The sequence below is a fragment of the Siminovitchia sp. FSL W7-1587 genome (assembly GCF_037963795.1).
Lineage (GTDB): Bacteria > Bacillota > Bacilli > Bacillales > Bacillaceae_C > Siminovitchia > Siminovitchia thermophila.
This window is the reverse complement of sequence record NZ_CP150169.1, coordinates 3198735-3219080: the sequence shown is the minus strand read 5'-3', so window position 1 is coordinate 3219080 and position 20346 is coordinate 3198735. Positions and strand designations below refer to the sequence as shown.

Annotated in this window: 18 protein-coding genes and 1 riboswitch; of the genes, 2 read left to right on the top strand and 16 right to left on the bottom strand. The window is 44.4% G+C overall.

Going from position 1 to position 20346, the window contains the following annotated elements:
- Positions 1-22: 22 nt before the first annotated feature.
- The 9 genes from NST31_RS15030 to uvrB form a co-directional block, all read right to left on the bottom strand.
- Complete coding sequence (locus tag NST31_RS15030; protein WP_077112879.1) at positions 23-565, bottom strand: acyltransferase; 543 nt, start codon at positions 563-565, stop codon at positions 23-25.
- Positions 562-1215 carry a pyrophosphatase PpaX gene (ppaX, locus tag NST31_RS15025; RefSeq protein WP_205178727.1) on the bottom strand — a complete coding sequence of 218 codons (654 nt, stop codon included), beginning with the start codon at positions 1213-1215 and terminating at the stop codon, positions 562-564. The genes NST31_RS15030 and ppaX overlap by 4 nt, the downstream gene beginning before the upstream one ends.
- 2 nt (positions 1216-1217) lie before the next feature.
- Positions 1218-2156, bottom strand: coding sequence for a nucleoside recognition domain-containing protein (locus NST31_RS15020; RefSeq protein WP_339161674.1), 939 nt, complete (start codon positions 2154-2156; stop codon positions 1218-1220).
- A gap of 29 nt (positions 2157-2185) precedes the next feature.
- Entirely contained in the window at positions 2186-2995 is an 810-nt protein-coding gene (gene lgt, locus NST31_RS15015) for a prolipoprotein diacylglyceryl transferase (protein WP_077112882.1), read from the bottom strand.
- Between the two features lie 49 nt (positions 2996-3044).
- Complete coding sequence (gene hprK, locus NST31_RS15010) at positions 3045-3974, bottom strand: HPr(Ser) kinase/phosphatase (RefSeq protein ID WP_139345676.1); 930 nt, start codon at positions 3972-3974, stop codon at positions 3045-3047.
- 230 nt (positions 3975-4204) lie between these two features.
- Positions 4205-4555, bottom strand: coding sequence for a phage holin family protein (locus tag NST31_RS15005; protein WP_077112884.1), 351 nt, complete (start codon positions 4553-4555; stop codon positions 4205-4207).
- Positions 4556-4558: 3 nt separating this feature from the next.
- Positions 4559-5716 (bottom strand): DUF4097 domain-containing protein, encoded by a 1158-nt coding sequence (locus tag NST31_RS15000; protein ID WP_339161673.1) that lies wholly within the window; start codon positions 5714-5716, stop codon positions 4559-4561.
- A 72-nt stretch (positions 5717-5788) separates the two neighbouring features.
- Positions 5789-8677, bottom strand: coding sequence for an excinuclease ABC subunit UvrA (gene uvrA, locus NST31_RS14995; protein WP_339161672.1), 2889 nt, complete (start codon positions 8675-8677; stop codon positions 5789-5791).
- 7 nt (positions 8678-8684) lie between these two features.
- A complete protein-coding gene (uvrB, locus tag NST31_RS14990; protein ID WP_339161670.1) occupies positions 8685-10658 on the bottom strand; it encodes an excinuclease ABC subunit UvrB in 1974 nt (657 codons plus the stop codon).
- Positions 10659-10931: 273 nt separating this feature from the next.
- Positions 10932-11013, top strand: a riboswitch (cyclic di-GMP riboswitch).
- A 93-nt stretch (positions 11014-11106) separates the two neighbouring features.
- Between uvrB and NST31_RS14985 the strand changes: the two genes are divergently transcribed.
- Complete coding sequence (locus NST31_RS14985) at positions 11107-11301, top strand: aspartyl-phosphate phosphatase Spo0E family protein (protein WP_077112888.1); 195 nt, start codon at positions 11107-11109, stop codon at positions 11299-11301.
- Positions 11302-11364: 63 nt separating this feature from the next.
- A complete protein-coding gene (locus NST31_RS14980; RefSeq protein WP_339161668.1) occupies positions 11365-13080 on the top strand; it encodes an EAL domain-containing protein in 1716 nt (571 codons plus the stop codon).
- 925 nt (positions 13081-14005) lie between these two features.
- Here the strand turns inward: NST31_RS14980 and NST31_RS14975 are convergent.
- The 7 genes from NST31_RS14975 to NST31_RS14945 all read right to left on the bottom strand — a co-directional run bounded on the left by NST31_RS14975 (position 14006) and on the right by NST31_RS14945 (position 20168).
- A complete protein-coding gene (locus NST31_RS14975) occupies positions 14006-14962 on the bottom strand; it encodes a multidrug resistance efflux transporter family protein (RefSeq protein ID WP_339161666.1) in 957 nt (318 codons plus the stop codon).
- Positions 14963-15480: 518 nt separating this feature from the next.
- Positions 15481-15723, bottom strand: coding sequence for a DUF2198 family protein (locus tag NST31_RS14970; RefSeq protein ID WP_077112890.1), 243 nt, complete (start codon positions 15721-15723; stop codon positions 15481-15483).
- Positions 15724-15795: 72 nt separating this feature from the next.
- Positions 15796-16440, bottom strand: a complete 645-nt coding sequence (locus NST31_RS14965; RefSeq protein WP_339165571.1) for an HD domain-containing protein — start codon at positions 16438-16440, stop codon at positions 15796-15798.
- A gap of 169 nt (positions 16441-16609) precedes the next feature.
- On the bottom strand, positions 16610-17404 hold the full coding sequence (pstB, locus tag NST31_RS14960) for a phosphate ABC transporter ATP-binding protein PstB (RefSeq protein WP_139345680.1): 795 nt from the start codon (positions 17402-17404) through the stop codon (positions 16610-16612).
- 32 nt (positions 17405-17436) lie between these two features.
- A complete protein-coding gene (pstA, locus tag NST31_RS14955) occupies positions 17437-18327 on the bottom strand; it encodes a phosphate ABC transporter permease PstA (protein WP_339161664.1) in 891 nt (296 codons plus the stop codon).
- The gene (pstC, locus tag NST31_RS14950; RefSeq protein ID WP_339161663.1) at positions 18324-19256 is read right to left on the bottom strand and encodes a phosphate ABC transporter permease subunit PstC; all 933 of its coding nucleotides are present in this window, start codon (positions 19254-19256) and stop codon (positions 18324-18326) included. Before pstC ends, pstA begins: the two co-directional genes overlap by 4 nt.
- A gap of 24 nt (positions 19257-19280) precedes the next feature.
- Positions 19281-20168, bottom strand: coding sequence for a phosphate ABC transporter substrate-binding protein PstS family protein (locus tag NST31_RS14945; RefSeq protein ID WP_339161662.1), 888 nt, complete (start codon positions 20166-20168; stop codon positions 19281-19283).
- Between the last annotated feature and the right edge of the window lie 178 nt (positions 20169-20346).

Here is a 20346-nt window from a genome sequence, read left to right as displayed (position 1 = left end):
AAAATAACCTCCGTGTCGGAGGTTATTGACGGGTCTCGGTTTTATTATATAAAGGATCGGATTTCCTTCGCTCTTCCATTTCTTCTTTCGTATAGATGATCCTCATCGGATTGCCTCCGGCAAAAACACCTGCAGGGACATCTTTGTGAACGAGCGTACCTGCGGAAACAATCGCCCCGTTTCCAATCGTTACCCCCGGAAGGATGGTGGAGTTGGCACCGATCATCACTTCATCCCCAATCACCACATCTCCGAGCCGGTATTCTTCGATCAAATATTCATGTGCCAAGATAGTCGTATTGTAGCCGATGATCGAGTTTTTACCGACTGATATTTTTTCAGGAAACATCACATCAAGCATAACCATCAGCGCAAACGAAGTGTTTTCCCCGACTTTTACCTTTAAAAAAAAGCGATACATCCAATTTTTCATTGCCAAAAAGGGGGTATAGCGGGCTAGCTGTATCACAATAAAATTTCGGATCACTTTCCAAAATGGAACTGTTTTATACACATGCCAAAGGGAATTGGCTCCCTTGACGGGAAAACGATCCGTTTTTCTCATTGTACACCCACCTTGACAATATCCAATAAATCAGGCATTTTTTTCAACATAAAGTCTGGATGAAACTGCTCCAGGTAATCCTTTCCCTTTAAAGACCATGCGACTCCGCACGTAAACGTACCAGCATTTTTTCCGCCTAAAATGTCATGGTAATTATCCCCGATCATAATGGCTTCATGCGGCTCTGATTCAAGTGCGCCAAGCGCTTTTAAAAGCGGTTCAGGATCGGGTTTGGCTTTTTCCACATCGTCAAGTGTTATGATGACATCAAAAAATTGATCCAAACCTGTAAGCTTCAAGCCTTTTACAACTGTTTTTCTAATTTTTGTGGAAACAATCGCCATTTTCATGTCATTTTCGTGGAGTGTCCGGATTGTTTCAAATACACCTTCAAATTCCCGAACAAGAAGATCATGCTTTTCCATGTTGAAATCCCGGTAAATTTTCACCATTTCTTCCGCTTTGTCCGGATCGACACTTTCAAAGGCGTCATACAATGGCGGTCCGAGAAACGGCATGACATCTTCACGTTTGAAACGTCCGGGAAAAAATTGCTCAAACGTATGCAAATATGATGTAACGATCAGTTCGTTCGTGTCGAGCAAGGTTCCGTCCAGGTCAAATAAAATCGTTGTAATTTGTTCATTCATATTTAAGCCACTTTCCCTTCTCTGGCAGTTTCAACTTGCCTCCAAACAACAGCCACAAACATGGTAAGCAGGATAGCTGTGACGAGGCGAATTAAAAACAGCGGCAATATTGGAATCCCCAGGGGAATGAATATTAAAGTGTCTTCAATAACAGCATGGCAAGCCACTAGAAATATAAAGGCAAGCGTTGCATCCTTTTTGGATACCCCATCTTCCTTGACGGCCTGGATCATGACTCCTGCCCCAAAAGCAAGCCCAAACACCAATCCGGCTGCCAATGTTGTAGATGTATTTTCTTTCATTCCAAGCATCCGGGTGAATGGGGAAGTCCAGCGGGAAAAAGTATCAAGCCAACTATAGTCTTTTAAAAGTTGAATCCCCATCATGAGCGGGATGACAATGATAGCTAGCTGAACAATCCCCAACGTCGCTTTTTTTAAAGCGAGCAGAATGATAGCGACCATCCCGGCCACCTGTTCTTCTTGGGCGGGAATCATCCCATATTGGGCCATCTCTTGTCCGCCGCTCCAAACAAGATTAATGACAATTGCCGACATGACGGCCAGACCGATCCTAACAGCAAGAATCACCCAAAAAGAAACCCCGACTTTGACGGCAACAGACGATTCGATTAATAAGTTATGTGAAAAAGAAAGCATGACGGCAATGATAAAGACCTCTTTCACCGTCAAATCCAACGATAAAATACCACCGATAGCAGCATACAGATTTAAGAAATTTCCTAGAGCAAGCGGAATAGCCGCGTCTCCGGACAAACCGAACAGTCCCATAAGCGGTTCAAGAAGGCGGACCACCCCTGGCAAGACAGGCGTATGCTGCAGCAAAACAACGATCAGCGTGACAGGAAATATAATTTTTCCCAAAGTCCACGTTGTCTTAAGACCGACGATGCCGCCATTTTTCAGCGAAGTTGCAAACATTCTTTATTCTCCTCATAACGTATTATATTTCATTCGTTATAACCGGCTTTGGCATAGCCAGCTTTTCTTCTATAAATGATCAAAAGGATGGCTCCGATTATTAAAATGAGGGAAATGACTTGAGCCATTCGGAGGCTGCCCATTAACATGAGACTGTCCGTCCTCATGCCTTCAATAAAGAAGCGGCCGATCGAATACCAAATCACATAGGACAAAAAGAGCTCCCCGCGGCGCAAGTTTGCTTTTCTAAGCACGATCAGCAGTATAAAGCCCAATATGTTCCAAATTGACTCATATAGGAATGTAGGGTGGTGATACGCCCCGTTTATGTACATCTGATCAATGATAAATTGAGGGAGATGTAAACCCTCAAGAAACTGCCTGGATACTTCTTCTCCGTATGCTTCTTGGTTTATGAAGTTTCCCCATCGTCCAATCGCTTGCCCTAAAATGATGCTTGGCGCTGCAATGTCAGCAAGCTTCCAAAAAGATAGTCCGCGCGCTCTTGCAAAGATAACGGCTGTCGCGACCGCACCGATCAATGCCCCGTGAATCGCGATGCCGCCTTCCCAGACTTTGATGATGTCTCCCGGATTTTGAGAATAATATTCCCATTGAAACAATACATAATAAGCTCTCGCTGAAAGGATCGATATGGGAATGGCCCAAATCAGCAAGTCGGGAAAAATTTCTTTATCAAGTTTATGTTTTTGACCTTCGCGCATGGCGAGATAAAGGGCAATGGCAATTCCAAGCCCGATAATAATCCCATACCAATGGACTGGAAGCGGTCCTAACTCGATCGCAACCGGATTTAACGGCTGAATTTCCGACTCCATACGTTCTCAACTCCAATTTGTTAATATATATGAAAATTTTCCAGCAACATTAATCATCTTGTTCTTTTGTCATGACTTCCGAAAGGCGATTGGCAAATTGTTCTGCTGCATTCATTCCCATTCTTTTTGATCGGAAATTCATAGCCGCCACTTCAATAATAACGGCGAGGTTGCGGCCGGGCCTGACGGGCACCGTCAATTTTGTAATTTCCGTGTCGAAAATTTTTACTTTTTCTTCATCTAAGCCGAGACGATCGTAATGCTTATTTTCATCCCATAATTCCAAATGGATGGTTAAAGTAATCCGCTTATACGGCCTGACGGCCCCCGCTCCAAATAGGGTCATGACATTAATAATGCCGAGCCCGCGGATTTCAAGCAGATGCTCAAGCAATTCAGGAGCCGTTCCGACAAGGCGATCCATGTCAACCTGCCTGATCTCAACGCAATCGTCCGCCACTAGCCTGTGTCCTCTTTCTATGAGAGCGAGTGCCGTCTCACTTTTTCCGACTCCGCTTTGACCCGTAATTAAGACACCGACGCCGAAAATATCAACAAGCACTCCATGTACGGCAGTCGTTGGCGCCAGTTTGTTTTCCAAATAATATGTCAAACGGCTTGCAAAGCCAGTCGTTTTCATCGGAGTCCGCATTACCGGAACAGACTTTTCTTCAGATACTTCAATCAATTCTTGCGGAACATCCAGCTCCCTTGTAATAATAATGCCCGGAGTCAAATCACTGCATAACTGCTCCATCCGGAAACGCCTTTCCCGCTTCATGAGCATCTCAGTGAATTTCACTTCCGTCCTTCCCAAAAGCTGCAGACGTTCCGCTGGATAATAGTGAAAAAAGCCGGCAATTTCCAATCCCGGCCTTGAAATATCGCTCGTTGTCACGGGCCGATGAACCCCATCTTCACCGCTGATCAACTCCAAGTTGAATTCTTTTATAATATCTTCCGTACGAACTGTCGCCAACGGAATCCCTCCCATAACAAAGCCTCTTGCTGTTCAATTCCAAAATCATAGATCTATTTTAGCATTTTATCAGAGGGAATCTCTACCCTTCAACATCTTTCTTCTATTTTAGACAGGAAAGCCTGTCGTTTTACATGGCGTGGGAACTTTTAAAATTGATTCCGCTATACGCGGGTATTTTGCTTTATACGCGGATAAAAAAAAACCGGACAGCCGCGCTGTCCGGTTTTTTACTTGCGGGGTTCGATAACCGCTTTTTGAATGATGATATTGACGATAGACATGATGATGGCAGTGAGAAATGCCAATCCAAAGCCGTCGATTTCAAAGCTGCTGCCCATGAGGGCGTCCGTCATCAATAATGTAAGGGCATTGATGACAAGAAGAAACAGTCCTAACGTTAAAATCGTGATGGGCAAGGTAAACAAAATCAGAATCGGCCGCACAAGTATGTTTAAGATAGACAGCACTAGGCTGGCGGCAAGTGCGGCTCCGAAACCGGAAACGTAAAAGCCCTCAAAATAGCCAGCAAGAGCGATAAACAAAATCCCATTGATGACAATTCCGATAAGCCACCTCATATGTTAGGCTTCCTTTTCGGCATTGCTTGAGACAAATACGGAACCGGTTTTAGTATCTGCGAGAACATGGATCGTTTCTCCCTCAGTACCTGTCCGTTTAAACTTCATCTGCTTTTGTATAACTTCCCGTTTTTCATGCAAGATGTTTACATCCTGCAAATTAAGAGTATAACTTCCGAGATTGGAACGAAGTTCCCCGTCCACTCCAGCGGTAACCGGAACATATAGATGAATATTTCCCGTTACAGCTTTTGCCTCGAATATTTTCGTTTCAGTATCTTTTAGAGAACAAGTGATATTTCCGTTAAACGATTTGAGCTCCGCTTTTTTACATGAAGCAATTACATCGATAGCCCCATTAATCGTTTCAGCTTCCACTTCATCAGCCTGGGATTCCTTCACTTTAATTTGCCCGTTGACCGTTTCGATCTCCAATTTTTCACCTGAAACATTTTCCAAATCCACTTTTCCGTTTGTCGTTTTCACGAGCAAATAATCACATTCCAACCGTTCACTCGTCAATTCGCCAGTAAAAATCCGAACCGCAATCTTTTTATACCTTTTTTTCGGAACATAAACGATAGATTCAACCCGCATCCACTTTGATTTCGTAGCAAAGCAAAGCATGCTGTTGTCTTGTGAAAAAATCGTATTATCCAAGAAATAGCTGCGCCCTTCTTCCCGATCTTCAATACGGTATACTTTGGCTTGACATTCGATGCGCACCTCTTCTTGGTCCCAAGGAATGACCCTTACCGGCCCATTGGCGATATCGATATCGATCCTCTCAATTCCTTCCCCGCTTTGCTGAAAAACATGCGGTATTTCAACAGATTGATTGAACTGAAAGTCCATTTCTTTAACCTTTCGCAACGCCGTATTGACAAAGTCAAAAATTCGTTCACCAGCATTTTCAATTTGCTTGTAAAAATTGTCTTCCTCGTTTTTTCCACCGTCTGTACCTTCTTTTCCAGCACTTTGCTTTGCAGATGAATCAGTTGTTGAAAAATCAAATTCTGCCTGGCTTTCTTCAGCGGCACCACTTTTCAAATCAGGAGCGGGTGCTTTCCCTTCCAATGCATCGAGCAAAATAATCGCTTCCTGAGCGGACAGCTTCCCCTCTTGTACCATTTCAAGTATTCTTTTTCGATCTTGATTCATGTCGCTCCTCCTTTTTGGTTGTGTACTGGATTATACGATTAGAGCAGCCTTTTTGTTTCACTTTAAAAAGATTTATTTGGCAACAGCCTGTTTCACACTGGTTGCTCCCGAGGAAATGAGCCGCTTCATCCGCTTTTTATCACGCTCTAATATGGGCTTTAAATATCGTCCTGTATAAGAGTTCTCACATTGCACCACTTTTTCAGGAGTTCCTGTCACAACGACCGTTCCTCCTTTATCCCCGCCTTCCGGTCCAAGGTCAATAATATAGTCGGCCGTCTTGATGACATCGAGATTATGCTCGATCACAAGCACCGTATTGCCGCTGTCGACAAGACGCTGCAATACCGTCAACAACCGGGCAATATCATCCGTATGCAACCCCGTTGTCGGCTCATCCAAAATATAGATGGAGCGCCCATTTGAACGTTTGTGCAATTCAGAAGCAAGCTTCACACGCTGGGCCTCTCCGCCCGAAAGTGTCGTGGCTGGTTGGCCCAACTTCATGTAACCAAGTCCGACATCCGTAATTGTTTGTAATTTTCTTTTGATCCTCGGGATATTTTCGAAAAACTCCAATGCGTCATCAATGGTCATATCAAGTACATCTGAGATATTTTTGCCTTTATATTTTACTTCCAGCGTTTCGCGGTTATACCTTTTTCCGTGGCACACTTCACATGGAACATACACATCAGGCAAAAAGTGCATTTCAATCTTGATAATTCCGTCCCCGCGGCAAGCTTCACAGCGGCCGCCTTTCACATTGAAACTGAAGCGGCCTTTTTTGTACCCGCGCACCTTTGCTTCGTTCGTGGCAGCAAACACGTCGCGTATATCATCAAATACGCCCGTATAGGTTGCCGGGTTTGATCTTGGCGTCCGGCCAATGGGCGACTGGTCGATATCTATGACTTTCTCCAAATGCTCCAAACCTTTGATTTCTTTATGCAAGCCGGGTTTTGCTTTTGCTTTGTGGAGCTTTTGCGCTAATGTTTTATGCAAAATCTCATTTACGAGTGTGCTTTTTCCCGACCCGGAAACGCCGGTTACTGTAATAAAAACACCAAGTGGAAGCTTCACATTGACGTTTTTTAAATTGTTTTCTTTCGCACCTTTTATTTCCAGAAATCGGCCATCTCCCGGACGACGCTCTAACGGAATGGGAATGAATTTTACTCCAGACAAATACTCTCCCGTCAATGAGCCTGCTTGCTTCATCACTTCTTCGGGTGTTCCACACGCGACAACCTCACCGCCATGCACGCCCGCTCCCGGACCGATGTCAATGAGATAGTCAGCCGCAAGTATCGTATCTTCATCATGCTCCACGACGATAAGAGTATTGCCTATGTCGCGCATGCTTTTAAGCGTGTCGATCAATCTGTCGTTATCACGCTGATGAAGACCAATAGACGGTTCGTCCAATATATACAGCACTCCGGTCAGCCGGGAGCCGATTTGGGTGGCAAGCCTGATCCGTTGCGCCTCACCGCCTGATAATGTTCCGGCCGTACGACTCAACGTCAAGTAATCCAGACCGACATTCACCAAAAAGTGCAGGCGTTCAGATATTTCTTTTAAAATCAGGTTCGCAATTTGTTTTTCTTTTTCCGTCAAATGAATCGTTTGAAAAAACTGCTGCGCTTCCTTGATTGATAACTCGGTCACCTCGCCGATATGGTTGCCCTCCACTTTTACAGCGAGGCTTTCCACCCTCAACCGATAACCGTTACAGCTCTGGCAAGGATGTTCCGCCATATATCTTTCCATTTGCTCCCGGATATAATCAGAACTCGTCTCCTGATAACGCCGTTCCACATTTCTCAAAACCCCTTCAAACCGGATTTTGTTTTCGCGTATTTGCCCAAAGTCATTTTGATATCGGAACAAGATGACCTCATTTCCGGAACCATACAAAATTTTGTCCATTTGGGCTTTAGGCAAGTTCTTTACCGGAACATCCATATCGATGCCATAGTGATGGCAAACCGATTGTAAGAGCTGTGGATAATATCGAGAGCTCACCGGGATCCATGGGGCAATCGCACCCTCGTTCAACGTCAAATCCCAATCGGGAATGACAAGTTCTTCATCTACTTCGAGCTTGGAGCCGAGTCCGTCACAATCTGGGCACGCTCCAAATGGACTGTTGAAAGAAAACATGCGCGGTTCCAGCTTATTAATGGAAAAACCGCATTCCGGACATGCGAGCTGTTCGCTAAAAAGCAGTTCCTCTTCTCCAATGACATCAATGATGACTTTTCCATCCCCAAGGCCGAGGGCCGTTTCGAGGGAATCTGCCAGACGGCTTTCCACCCCCTCTTTAACAATAATGCGGTCAACTATGACTTCGATAGAGTGTTTTTTATTTTTTTCCAGGCGAATTTCTTCACTGAGATCAAGCGTTTCACCATTAACCCTGAGACGAACAAAGCCCTGCTTTTTAATCTCTTCCAGCACCTTAGCGTGGGTTCCCTTGCGTCCAGAAACGACAGGCGCCAGTACTTGAAGTCGTGTGCGCTCTGGATACGCCATGATTCGATCAACCATTTGCTCAATCGTTTGCGACGTAATTTCGATTCCGTGAATCGGACATACAGGTTTGCCGATTCGGGCAAACAGCAAACGCAAATAATCATAAATCTCTGTCACCGTACCGACAGTGGAGCGCGGATTCCGGCTCGTCGTCTTCTGGTCAATCGAGATCGCCGGAGACAGCCCTTCGATTGCATCGACGTCAGGCTTATCCATTTGTCCCAAGAACTGCCGTGCATAAGCAGAAAGTGATTCCACGTAGCGTCTTTGACCTTCTGCATAAATCGTATCGAATGCAAGCGAAGATTTCCCGGAGCCTGATAATCCCGTTACAACTACCAATTTATCTCTCGGGATTGTGACATCAATATTTTTTAAGTTATGGGCCCGTGCGCCTTGAACAACTATTTTATCAAGTGCCATCGTCGTTTCATCCTTCCGCTTTTAGCTCCAAAATAGCGTCTCGAAGCTGTGCCGCTCTTTCAAAATCAAGCGCTTTGGCTGCTTCTTTCATTTCTATTTCCATTGAAGCAATCAGCTTTTCTTTTTCGTTTTTCGATAGTTTTTCCGTTTGATATTCGTATTCTGCGCTGTCTTCAGCCGCAACCGTCGCGCGAATGACGTCGCGAATATCTTTTTGAATGGTTGTTGGGATAATGCCATGTTTTCGATTGTACTCTTCTTGGATGGCGCGCCTCCGCTTTGTTTCGGAAATCGCTTTTTTCATCGAGTCTGTCACATTGTCGGCGTACATGATCACATGGCCGTTCGCATTCCGAGCGGCCCGGCCGATTGTTTGAATCAGTGAACGCTCGGAACGGAGGAATCCTTCCTTATCGGCATCAAGAATAGCTACAAGCGATACCTCCGGAATATCAAGCCCTTCCCGGAGCAAGTTGATACCGACAAGGACATCAAATTTGCCGACACGTAAATCCCGTATGATTTCTATTCGCTCAAGTGTTTTTATCTCCGAGTGCAAATACTGTACCTTGACCCCTACATCCTTCAAATAATCCGTTAAATCTTCCGACATTTTTTTCGTCAGCGTCGTAATAAGGACACGCTCGTTTTTGGCAACCCGATCCTGAATTTCGCCGAGCAAATCATCAATTTGGCCCTCAATTGGCCGGACATCAATGGTTGGATCCAACAGTCCGGTCGGACGGATAATTTGCTCCACCATTTTGGGTGTTTTTTCCAGTTCATAAGGGCCTGGTGTGGCCGACACAAAAATAACCTGGTGGATGTACTGCTCAAACTCTTCAAACTTGAGCGGCCGGTTATCTAAGGCTGACGGGAGGCGGAAACCGTGATCAACGAGCACCTGCTTCCTTGCCTGATCTCCATTATACATGCCGCGGATTTGCGGGAGTGTTACGTGTGATTCGTCAATGACTATTTGGAAGTCATCTGGAAAATAGTCGAGCAACGTGTATGGCGTTGCGCCTGGCGGTCTGAGCGTTAAATGACGGGAATAGTTTTCAATCCCTGAGCAAAAGCCCATTTCCCGCATCATTTCCAAATCATACCGGGTTCTTTGTTCTAGACGCTGGGCTTCGAGCAATTTATCTTCCGCACGCAGCTCGGCTAAACGCTCTTCCAGTTCTTCTTCTATATTCTTAATGGCAATTCTCAATTTATCTTCCGCTGTCACATAGTGGGAAGCCGGAAAAATAGCGGCATGTTCTCTGTCTCCCACTATTTCCCCCGTGAGGGCGTCGACCACTCGAATCCGGTCGATTTCATCTCCAAAAAATTCCACCCGTATGCATTGTTCTTCTCGCGCAATCGGGAAAATTTCGACGACATCCCCACGAACCCGAAAAGTTCCATTTGTAAATTCAATATCATTGCGCGCGTATTGTAGATCCACCAGCCTGCGAAGCAGATTGTTTCTTTCAATCTCCATTCCTGTCCGGAGAGAAAGGACGTGCTCACGGTATTCTGTCGGGGAACCGAGTCCGTAAATACAGGAAACACTCGCAATAATAATGACATCTTTCCGCTCAAATAAAGCTGACGTCGCCGAGTGCCTGAGTCTGTTGATCTCATCATTGACACTGGAGTCTTTTTCAATAAATGTATCTGTCTGGGGAACATAGGCCTCAGGTTGATAATAATCATAGAAACTGACAAAATATTCAACAGCATTGTTAGGAAAAAACTCTTTAAACTCACTATAAAGCTGACCGGCGAGCGTCTTGTTATGGGCAATGACGAGTGTCGGTTTGTTTACTTCCTTAATGACATTCGACACCGTAAACGTTTTTCCCGTTCCTGTTGCCCCCAAAAGCGTCTGATATTTTTTTCCGGAACGAATTCCTTCCACAAGCTGAGCAATCGCCTTTGGCTGATCGCCGGACGGCTTATAATTCGATACGATATCAAACTGGTTGATCAAAGCCGCATCCTCCCTTTATCTGCTATCTATATGATCTTCCGACTGTTAATCGGAAAGGTAATGGATATGATTCACATACATTCATTTTAACACAACATGCGCCTTCGTAAACAGTTTGGCCGAACATATTTTCGTATGACATTGCCATACAGAGCCGTTTGAAAAGGGCAGGCCTAAAAGACTATACCATTTTCGACCATTTATTATAAATTTCGGCAATTTTCGTTGTAAATAAAAAAATGGGGTGTTAAAATGTGGGTACATATGACTACCTTTCGATAATGGCAAACTTGATGAAAATCAGGGACGCAAAGCCACGGGCCTACGGGAAATCTATGGCAGCCGGGTTACCGAAGAAGGATGGATCTGGAAATGACGGAACTATTGTATCATTTTGTTCACTTTTTCCATGCAATAAAAATCCACCTTTTCTATCGGGTGGATTTTTTTGTTTGGAGGTGACACGACTATAAAACCTTTTATTGATTACTCCATTTATATTAAGAAGAAACAAATGATTAGAAGTGCGCGAAAATTTGGCCTAACAGCCGCTAAAACGGTTAAGCTTAGTCAAGAACTCGACCAATTATTAAACCTGAAACAAAAGGAATTATTAAAACAAGCGATGGATCAAACACAATAATGACACTCTTTGTATTCTGCAAGGTGATCCGATATTAGCGTAGTATGGAAAGAAGGGGCAACATTGAACTTTAAGAAGCTAGTTACATGGAAAAGGCGGCAAATACGCAGGCCGCCCATAAACTTGGAAGAAGCTTTTTCTATTGCATTCCAGCATTCCGAACATGCAATTTGCCTTTTTGACCATAAGGGCAACATCATTTTTTGCAATCAAAAAGGGCATGAACTGCTACATATAGCAGACATTGAAAATCCATCTGCTCTAAACATATTTGATCATATTTTTTCATATTTTAAAGTGAATAAGGCCGCTGACGAATCCATCCTCATTAGTGAGGCAACGGTCAAAGGCCCTGACAATCAACAGTTGAACACTGAGTTTACATTTATTCCGTTATCCATTGATGATGATTTATTAGGAGTTGTCGTCATCATCGAGCTGAAAACATGCCAAAAGCTTAATTATTTAAAAGGCGAACCAGGCTATTATCATGCCAAGAAATATGTCAATCAACGGCTTTCACATGTGGATAAAAATGACACCTTTGCTTTTTTTTATGTAACCATTGATGAACTAGATGATGTGATTGATGTATACGGACTTGAAGCAGGAGAAAAAGTGATTCAATCAATCGTTTCTCATATGACCAATAACGAAAAGAACGACGATATCGTTTTCCGCATCGAAGAAAATACTCTTGGCATTCTTCTAAAAGGGACAGAGCCAGACACTTACGACCAATACATTTCCGATGCTCAAAAGCTGATCAATCATATTGAAACCCCCTTCACCATAAACCATCAAGATCTTCAATTTACAGCAACAATCGGGGGAAGCATGTTTCCTTATGACGGGAAAAATTTTCAAACATTGTTTAAAAAAGCGCGAATTGCTTTGAAACATGCTGAAGAACGGGGAAACGGAAACTTCCAATTTTATTTGCCCGAGATGAAAGCAGAAACACTGAAAAAATTTGAATTGGAAGCCGACTTGCTAAAGGCCATACAAAATGAAGAGCTTTATGTAGAATACCAACCAAAAATTGATGTCCTTACTCAAAAAGCGATTGGAGCCGAGGCGCTTGTCCGTTGGGAGCATCCCTGCAAAGGGAATGTGGCACCCGCAACATTTATTCCGATGGCCGAAGAAAACGGGAAAGTCATTCAACTCATTGATGACTTTGTTATCCGTACGGTTTGCCAACAAATCCAGCAATGGAAAAAAGAGCAGGTCCCTTTTCATAAAATTTCCATAAACTTGTCAGCAAAAAGCTTTTTGAAAAATGACCTAATAGACAGGATAAGGCAGTGCTTGAAAGATTATTCTGTACCACCTTCTTCCATTGAACTGGAGTTAACGGAAAGTTCCTTGTTAAAATCAAGCGAACTCATCCGAAAGCAACTGGAAAAACTGGCGGAAATGGGCATCAGCATTGCTTTGGACGATTATGGCACAGGCTTTTCATCCATACACTATTTAAAGCAGTATCCATTCCATACGATCAAAATCGACAGATCCTTTATACATAACATCGTTCACAGTGTTGAAGATGAGATGATTGTTAAATTTATCATTGAATTGTCGAAAGGGCTGCAAAAAAAAGTAATCGCAGAAGGAGTGGAAACGAGTGCCCAATATCAACTCCTAAAAAAATACGGCTGCAATGAAGTGCAAGGTTTTCTGTTCAGCCGCTCCATCGCCGGCAAGGAAATCGCCAACATGTTTCTAAAAGACAAGGCGGTCTTAAAAGAAAAAGAAGTGGAAACAAGATTGCTATAACACGAGCGGCCGTTTAAGCGGGAGCCCTCTACTATGAGATACAGCGAAACTGCAAGCAGCCGGAGCGTTGGGCCCATGCAGACGTTGCTATACGAGGAAGTTTGCTTAGTCTGCCAACTCTAAGTCCCTCTGATAAAAATACACCAAAGGCCTGAGATCGCAGTGTCCTGTTGGCAACTTCAGAGAGCGACGTCCTTGAAAAAGCTTATAGCATCTTTTAGGCGCTGACGATGCTTTCAAATCTTTCCTTTTACCCTGTCACCTTCGCTTGCACTCGTACTGCTGTAGGCAGACATTCTTGAAAATATCGATGTGTCACTGCCGAAGTTTGCTCTGATTCTGTCGAACTAAGTCGAACGGCGTTTACATATCTCTGTTATAATAGAAGGGAAGGGCATTGACTTATTGCCCCCTTCCCGCTTCCTGACATAAGCGAATGTGAAATTCGCCTCGTCAAAAAGCACTTGACTCCCTATACCACCACCGCCATGGCTTCAAGGACTTTTTTCGAGCGTGTCAACTTTTTGCCTGCACACAAAACTCTATGATTAACTGCATGACAATCGCGAGTATAAAAACAACAACACCATAAATAAACCCTAGCTTAAATCCCACCAGAATGACCATTGGAATAGTACCTATCCATTAGACATCGGACAATAAATCCTCCTTGTGCTAATCGGCGCGGATCTTGCTTTTTGATATTTCCTAAAGCCTTTTGTTCTTCAAGGACACATGGCTTCAACCGGCTTTTTTCCGTTCATATTAAAAATGCCGGGTTCGGGATTACAGCACCAGTAAGTTTCCAAATACAACGTGCAGCCAAGTTATCCATAAAAAAAGCGTGGCGCCTGCCATTAACCCAAACAGAGTTCAGGTTTCCCCATACAAAATCAAAAGCGAACGCTTCCATACAAGTACCAGTTTACGCGGCTTTTTCCATACTATTTGCATGTGATACATAACTGTGCAAAACCATCCCGGCAACAACAAGAAGCATGCCAGCAAGTGAAACCAATGTCGGCAGGGGAGTACTTAATAAAATAACCTCTCCGCCAAGAGCGAACAATACCTCCATTGACTGTGTTGCTTCGACCGCCGCCAGTTTTCTCATATCGTCTTTCACAAGGTCGGTTGCCCGGAAGAACAGCACTGTTGCAATGACACCGGAGGAAACCGCCACGAGCAATGATTGCATAGTTTGCTCCATAGACGGAGGACCTGAAGAACCCCACTCCCATATGACAAGCACACCCCAAAACGGCATGCTGGCAAGCGTCATCCCAAGCACACGCTGATAAGCATCCAACCTTCCTCCACATACTGCCATCATCTTTCGGTTTCCAAGAGGATACGCAAAAGAGGCCACAATCACCGGGACCATGCACAAAAGGACATTTTGCCACGATAATTGCTTCATATGTTCCATTTGCATCAAACCGATTCCCAATAACATAATCAGCGACATGGCCAGCCCCCTGTACGGGATTCGTCCTCTTATCACAATCGGCCCGGTTTCAGTTTGGATCGTCTCGTAAAACAGCGGAACGAGCAGCGACCCGGAAATAATTGTCACTTGCCAAGTTCCCGCAATCAGCCATCCGGGGCCATATCCGGCCGCAAATGTAAGTGGCGCGTAAAACAAACCAAACCCGACAGTGCTCCAAAGAAGCCATTCCATTGGCCGGGCTTTCAATTCCCGTATTAGTGGCAAGAAATTTCCCTTAAAAGCGACGATGGCAACCAAAAAAGGGATCATAAACAAATATCGCAAAGAAGCGCTCCAAATCCAGCTTCCCCCCGACAACTCCATCGCCCTGTTAAATATAAAAGTGACTGAAAAAAAGAACGCCGCAACTACACCGAGTAAAATGGGCCGCACCGGCTTCACCTCCATACATCAAAACCATTATACTATGGGACGAATCACTTACTATAAAGAATATTTGTTAACCAAACTTGGCCACTCGACAAATATGAAGGTTTCGGCAAATGTACACACCGCTTGTTGGGATTGCAAAACTGGTGACAACCGTTGCACTCCTCTGAACCGCGGATATTTCTGCTTATACGCGGGGCATTAGACGCTCATCCACGGGGATTTTCACCTTATACGGGGCATTAGACGCTCACCCACGGGGATTTTCACCTTATACGGGCATTAGACGCTCATCCGCGGGGGTTTTCACCTTATACGGGGTATTAACGCTCATCCACGGGGATTTTCACCTTATACACGGGCATTAGACGCTCATCCACGGGAATTTTCACCTTATACGGGGATTAGACGCTCATCCGCGGACAACACCCTCCCTGTCCCTCAACCTTCTTCCTTCGGAACTCCATATCCCTTTCAGAAATGTTAAAACACTTCATGTCATCGGGATGTTCATTTCCGATTTATGAAGTGTTTTTCTTGTTTCTTTTTTTCATTATTGTCCAGTTCACGATAAAAAGACCAATCGTGAGCGACGCTGCCTCGATAATAATCACCCACCATTTATGCAAGTAACCATTATACGCAGACACGATTATCAGCGCCACGGTAAGCAAAAATCCCACAAGCCGGCTATAAGTCACCCTTGTAAAAAAGATCATAAAGAAAGCTGGCAAAAAGATTGCTGAAATGATTTTATCAATCATGGACATCCCCCCGTCTCAAACGATCGCCTATTACAAGTGTTTCCGATACGCTTGAAAAGTGCAAGCAGTTTTTTAATCGTTTTTGCTCGCTTCAACCATCTTTTCCGTAATCTCCACAAGTTCACTCTGCTCAATAAAGCGCTCCCGCAGCATATCCGGGAGGATTTCCTGCAAAAAGTACTGAACGCTCGTCATTTCCTTAAATAATAGGATCGTACTTAAAGCTTCCTCGTAAATTTCCAAAAATAACGGCTCCGGATTTTCCTTCTGAATTTCGCCGAAGGATTCATATAATAAATCAATTTTATCCGCCACTGCCAAAATTCGCCCTTCAAGCGTTTCATCCTTCCCTTCCTTGAAACGCCCCAAGTAAACTTTCTGGAATTCTTTCGGAAATTCCCTTTCAATGAACTTCCGCGTCATCTCCTCCTCCACCTCATTGAAAAGCCGCTTCAATTCTGGGGAAGAATATTTCACCGGAGTTTTGATATCTCCTGTGAAAAGCTCGGCATAATCATGGTTTAAGGCTTTTTCATATAAAAGCCGCCAATCGACATCCTTGCCCGCCAACTCTTCTACCGTACCCAGAAACTGGGCAATTTTGGCCACCTTAAAAGAATGGCTGGCAACGGAATGTTCCTGAAACTTAAACTTCCCGGGACAGCGGTAAATCATCTCTAAGTCCGACAAGCTTTTAAAATAATGATGTATTCCCAATTGCATCACCCATCCATTTCTTTATTTTGAAGATTGTACCATGAGACCGGTTCCCTTCAAAGTGATTTTATCCCGACTTACCATATATAATGGAAAATAAACAAAGCTGCCCCGCACATACCGTACTTTTACCGGCTGCGGAAACAGCATTTCAAACTCCTATACTCTATCATCCAAACCTTCCGCTGATAAACCTTTCAGTGCGCTCGTCCTTTGGATTTGTAAACAACTCTTTCGTCCTTCCGCTTTCGATCAGCTTACCCATGTGAAAAAAAGCTGTATAATCCGATATGCGCGCCGCTTGCTGCATATCGTGGGTGACGAAGATGATCGTATAATTCTTTTTCAGTTCTCCGATCAACTGCTCCAATTTCCCGGTAGAAATCGGGTCGAGGGATGAGGTTGGTTCATCCAATAACAAAATTTCAGGCTGTAAAGCAATCGCTCTGGCGATGCAAAGCCTTTGCTGCTGCCCTCCCGATAACGTCAACGCCGAGCTGTGGAGCTTATCTTTTACTTCATCCCATAATGCGGCCATTTGCAGACTCTCTTCCACAATTTCCGCCAAGCGATGCTTATCTTTTACACCGTGGCGGATAGGTCCAAACGCCACATTTTGATAAACCGATTTGGCAAACACATTCGGCTCCTGAAAAACCATGCCAATCCGCTTTCTTAATTCAAATACATTGATGGATGGAGCATTTATATTGACCCCGCTGAACAAAATCGACCCTGACACGATACATCCTTCCACTTCGTCATTCATTCGGTTCAAACTGCGCAGCAGAGTCGTTTTTCCGCAGCCGGATGGACCGATGAGCGCGGTGACATGGTTGGCTGAAAAACGAAGGGATACTTTGTAAATTCCATGCTTTTTTCTGTAATAAACACTTATAGATTTCGCTTCTATAGCGATCGTTTCTACTTGGGGTAGTGTTGTGATATCTACCGTTTTTTCCATCTGAAACACAGACATCCGGATTCGCGCCTCCCCTATTTGCTTGAAGAAGTGAGTCTTCGGTAAACGAAAGCTCCAATGATACGGGCACTGATATTACAAATAAAGATGGACAAGATGAGAAGAAGGGTCGCACCGCTTGAAATCGCTTCTGCATCAGGTACAATACTTTCCCCATTCACCTTCCAAATATGAACTGCGAGCGTCTCGGCCGGTCTCATCGGATTGAGCGGAGAGGAAGGGGAGAACGGATTCCAATTCGCAAAATCGAGATTGGGCGAGCTCATACCCGCCGTATAAATGAGGGCTCCCGCTTCACCAAACACTCTTCCAGCCCCTAAAATCATCCCCGTAACGATCTCCGGAAGCGCAGCGGGCAAGACGATATGAGCAATTGTTTCCCACCGGGAAACACCAAGGGCCAGACCAGCCTGTTTTTGTTGCTTGGGGACGCTTCGTACCGATTCTTCAACGACTTGGACCAAGAGCGGCATATTAAAAATGGCTAATGCCACTGCCCCTGATAAAATGGAAAAACCCCAGCCCATATGGACGACAAAGGTGAGAAAAATAAAAATTCCTATCACAATCGACGGAAGTGATGCCAGCATTTCAATCAAAGCTCTTATCCATTCAGTCCAAACATTTTTCTTGGCGTACTCGGCCAGATAAATGCCTGCCCCCAGAGCGACAGGCGTTGCCATCAACATGGAAAGGACCATTAAATAAAAGGAATTAAACAGTTGCGGACCTATCCCTCCCCCTTCTGCAAATATGTTCGGAGGCGATGTGATAAATTCCCGGCTTATTTGGGGAAATCCTTGATAAACACTATAGCCGAGCAGGGCTGCCAAAACGACAACAAGAACTGCGGCAATCAAATAAAACACTATAGTCGCTATCCGATCTGCCACTTTTCGGTTCATGAAAAAGTTCTCCTTAAATTTCCTGTCAACCGCATGAAAATCATGAAAATACAGGACATCGCCATTAAAATAAGAGCAAGAGACCATAAAGCGTTATTTTCCGTCTGGCCCATTACCGTATTGCCCATTCCCATAGTTAATATGCTCGTGATTGTAGCAGCAGGCTGAAACAGTGAGTCGGGAATCACCACAGCGTTTCCTATCACCATTTGTACCGCCAATGATTCTCCAAAAGCACGGGATATACCAAAAATGACGGCTGAACATAAACCGGGGCGGGCAATCGTCATCACCATTCGAGAAATCGTTTGCCAACGTGTGGCACCGAGAGCAAGAGAAGCCTCCCTAAATTCTGGAGGCACCCGTTTTAGAGCATTGACCGCTAAACATGTCACCGTAGGCAACATCATCGCAGATAGTACAACGGCTGCCGCCGCCACTCCAAAACCGCTTCCCCCGATATGATTTCTAATCAGTGGCACGATCATGCTTAATCCCAAAAAACCATATACGACAGAGGGAATTCCGATTAACAATTCCAATACCGGCTGCAAAAATGTTTTGCCTATTCGCGGCGAAATTTCATTTATAAATATGGCTGCCCCGATGGCGATCGGGGCAGTGGCCAGCACCGACAGGATCGTCACCGAAAATGACCCCAAAATCAACGGCAACGCGCCGATCAAAGGCTTTCCCAACCCGTTGACCGCCCCTGGGTCCCAGATGTGTCCAGTTAAAAAAACGAATATGCTTCCATCATTTACGATAAATGGCGTCAGCCCTTTCCATAGCACAAAAGCAAGAATAAATAGGGCTATAGATAGAGCAATCCATGCCGCCCCTCGCAGGGCCATCCGCACTATTCGTTCTATTTTGGATTTAGGATTTGCCTGATACAAAGGATGCAAATCTATCATTGATTTTCCCAAAAAATGCTCCTCCTATGGTACCTACTATTTTTCAATCACATTTCCTTCCGCATCCCGCTCGACAGCCATTTCACGAACCGGGAGATAATTCATCTCAGGCACAAGCACTTCTTGAACCTCATCGGATAACATATAATCCAGAAACGATTTCGTTAACCCCGTCGGCTCTCCATTTGTATACATGTGTTGATATGCCCAAATCTTCCAATAGTTTGTACTGACATTTTCCAATGTCGGTTCAATGCCATCAATGGCCAAAGCAATAACAGAATCATCAAAATAAGAGAATGAAAGATAGCTGATTGCTCCAGGGGTTTCACTTACAATTTTCCGGACGGTCCCGGAAGAATCTTGCTCCATTCCGGGTGCTGGCTCGGCCTCTTTAAGCCCGATCTGCTCAAATACCTCTCTCGTACCGGAACCTTTCGCCCGATGAATGATCACGATCTCCTCGTCTTTTCCTCCTACTTCTTTCCAATTCTTCACTTTTCCGGTAAAAATATCGATCAATTGTTCATGTGAAATATTGGCAACACCAGTATCCGGATGTGTGACCGGCCCCATTCCAGTAACAGCTACTTTATGATCAACGAGTTGGGAAGGATCGACACCCGCTTTTTCCTCGGCAAATAAATCGGCATTTCCAATATCAACATATCCTTCGCTAATACTGCTCAAGCCTGTTCCACTGCCCCCTCCCTGTACATGGATGGCCGCATCAAGATGCATGCTTGTAAATTGTTGGGCAGCCGCTTCTACTAATGGCTGCAGAGCACTTGATCCCACGATCGTTATCGAACCTGAAAGGTCTTCTGATGTGGGAGCGGCATCTGTTTGGCCTTTGCCAATGCACCCAGATGCCATCGCCATGGCAAAAATAAGAGCCAACATCTCCATATACCTTTTCCTCAAGGTAAAAAACCCCCTTTATGATGAAAGCAGGCTAGCATATTCAATGTACTATTTCATATTTAAGAATGCGTTCAAGCAGTATGAAAGCTATGTAAAAAAGCAGTAAAAGATGTGAATTTCGCAACGAAAAACAATTAATTCCTTTGTCTCCCTATTTGTCTGCAATCTATCAATCAAG

Coding starts and splice junctions, on each gene's coding strand:
- ppaX (WP_205178727.1), bottom strand. CDS start 1,215: ATGAATGAACAAATTACAACGATTTTATTTGACCTGGACGGAACCTTG.
- NST31_RS15030 (WP_077112879.1), bottom strand. CDS start 565: ATGAGAAAAACGGATCGTTTTCCCGTCAAGGGAGCCAATTCCCTTTGG.
- NST31_RS15020 (WP_339161674.1), bottom strand. CDS start 2,156: ATGTTTGCAACTTCGCTGAAAAATGGCGGCATCGTCGGTCTTAAGACA.
- pstA (WP_339161664.1), bottom strand. CDS start 18,327: ATGAACCGAAAAGTGGCAGATCGGATAGCGACTATAGTGTTTTATTTG.
- NST31_RS14970 (WP_077112890.1), bottom strand. CDS start 15,723: ATGATTGATAAAATCATTTCAGCAATCTTTTTGCCAGCTTTCTTTATG.
- NST31_RS15005 (WP_077112884.1), bottom strand. CDS start 4,555: ATGAGGTGGCTTATCGGAATTGTCATCAATGGGATTTTGTTTATCGCT.
- lgt (WP_077112882.1), bottom strand. CDS start 2,995: ATGGAGTCGGAAATTCAGCCGTTAAATCCGGTTGCGATCGAGTTAGGA.
- NST31_RS15000 (WP_339161673.1), bottom strand. CDS start 5,716: ATGAATCAAGATCGAAAAAGAATACTTGAAATGGTACAAGAGGGGAAG.
- pstB (WP_139345680.1), bottom strand. CDS start 17,404: ATGGAAAAAACGGTAGATATCACAACACTACCCCAAGTAGAAACGATC.
- uvrA (WP_339161672.1), bottom strand. CDS start 8,677: ATGGCACTTGATAAAATAGTTGTTCAAGGCGCACGGGCCCATAACTTA.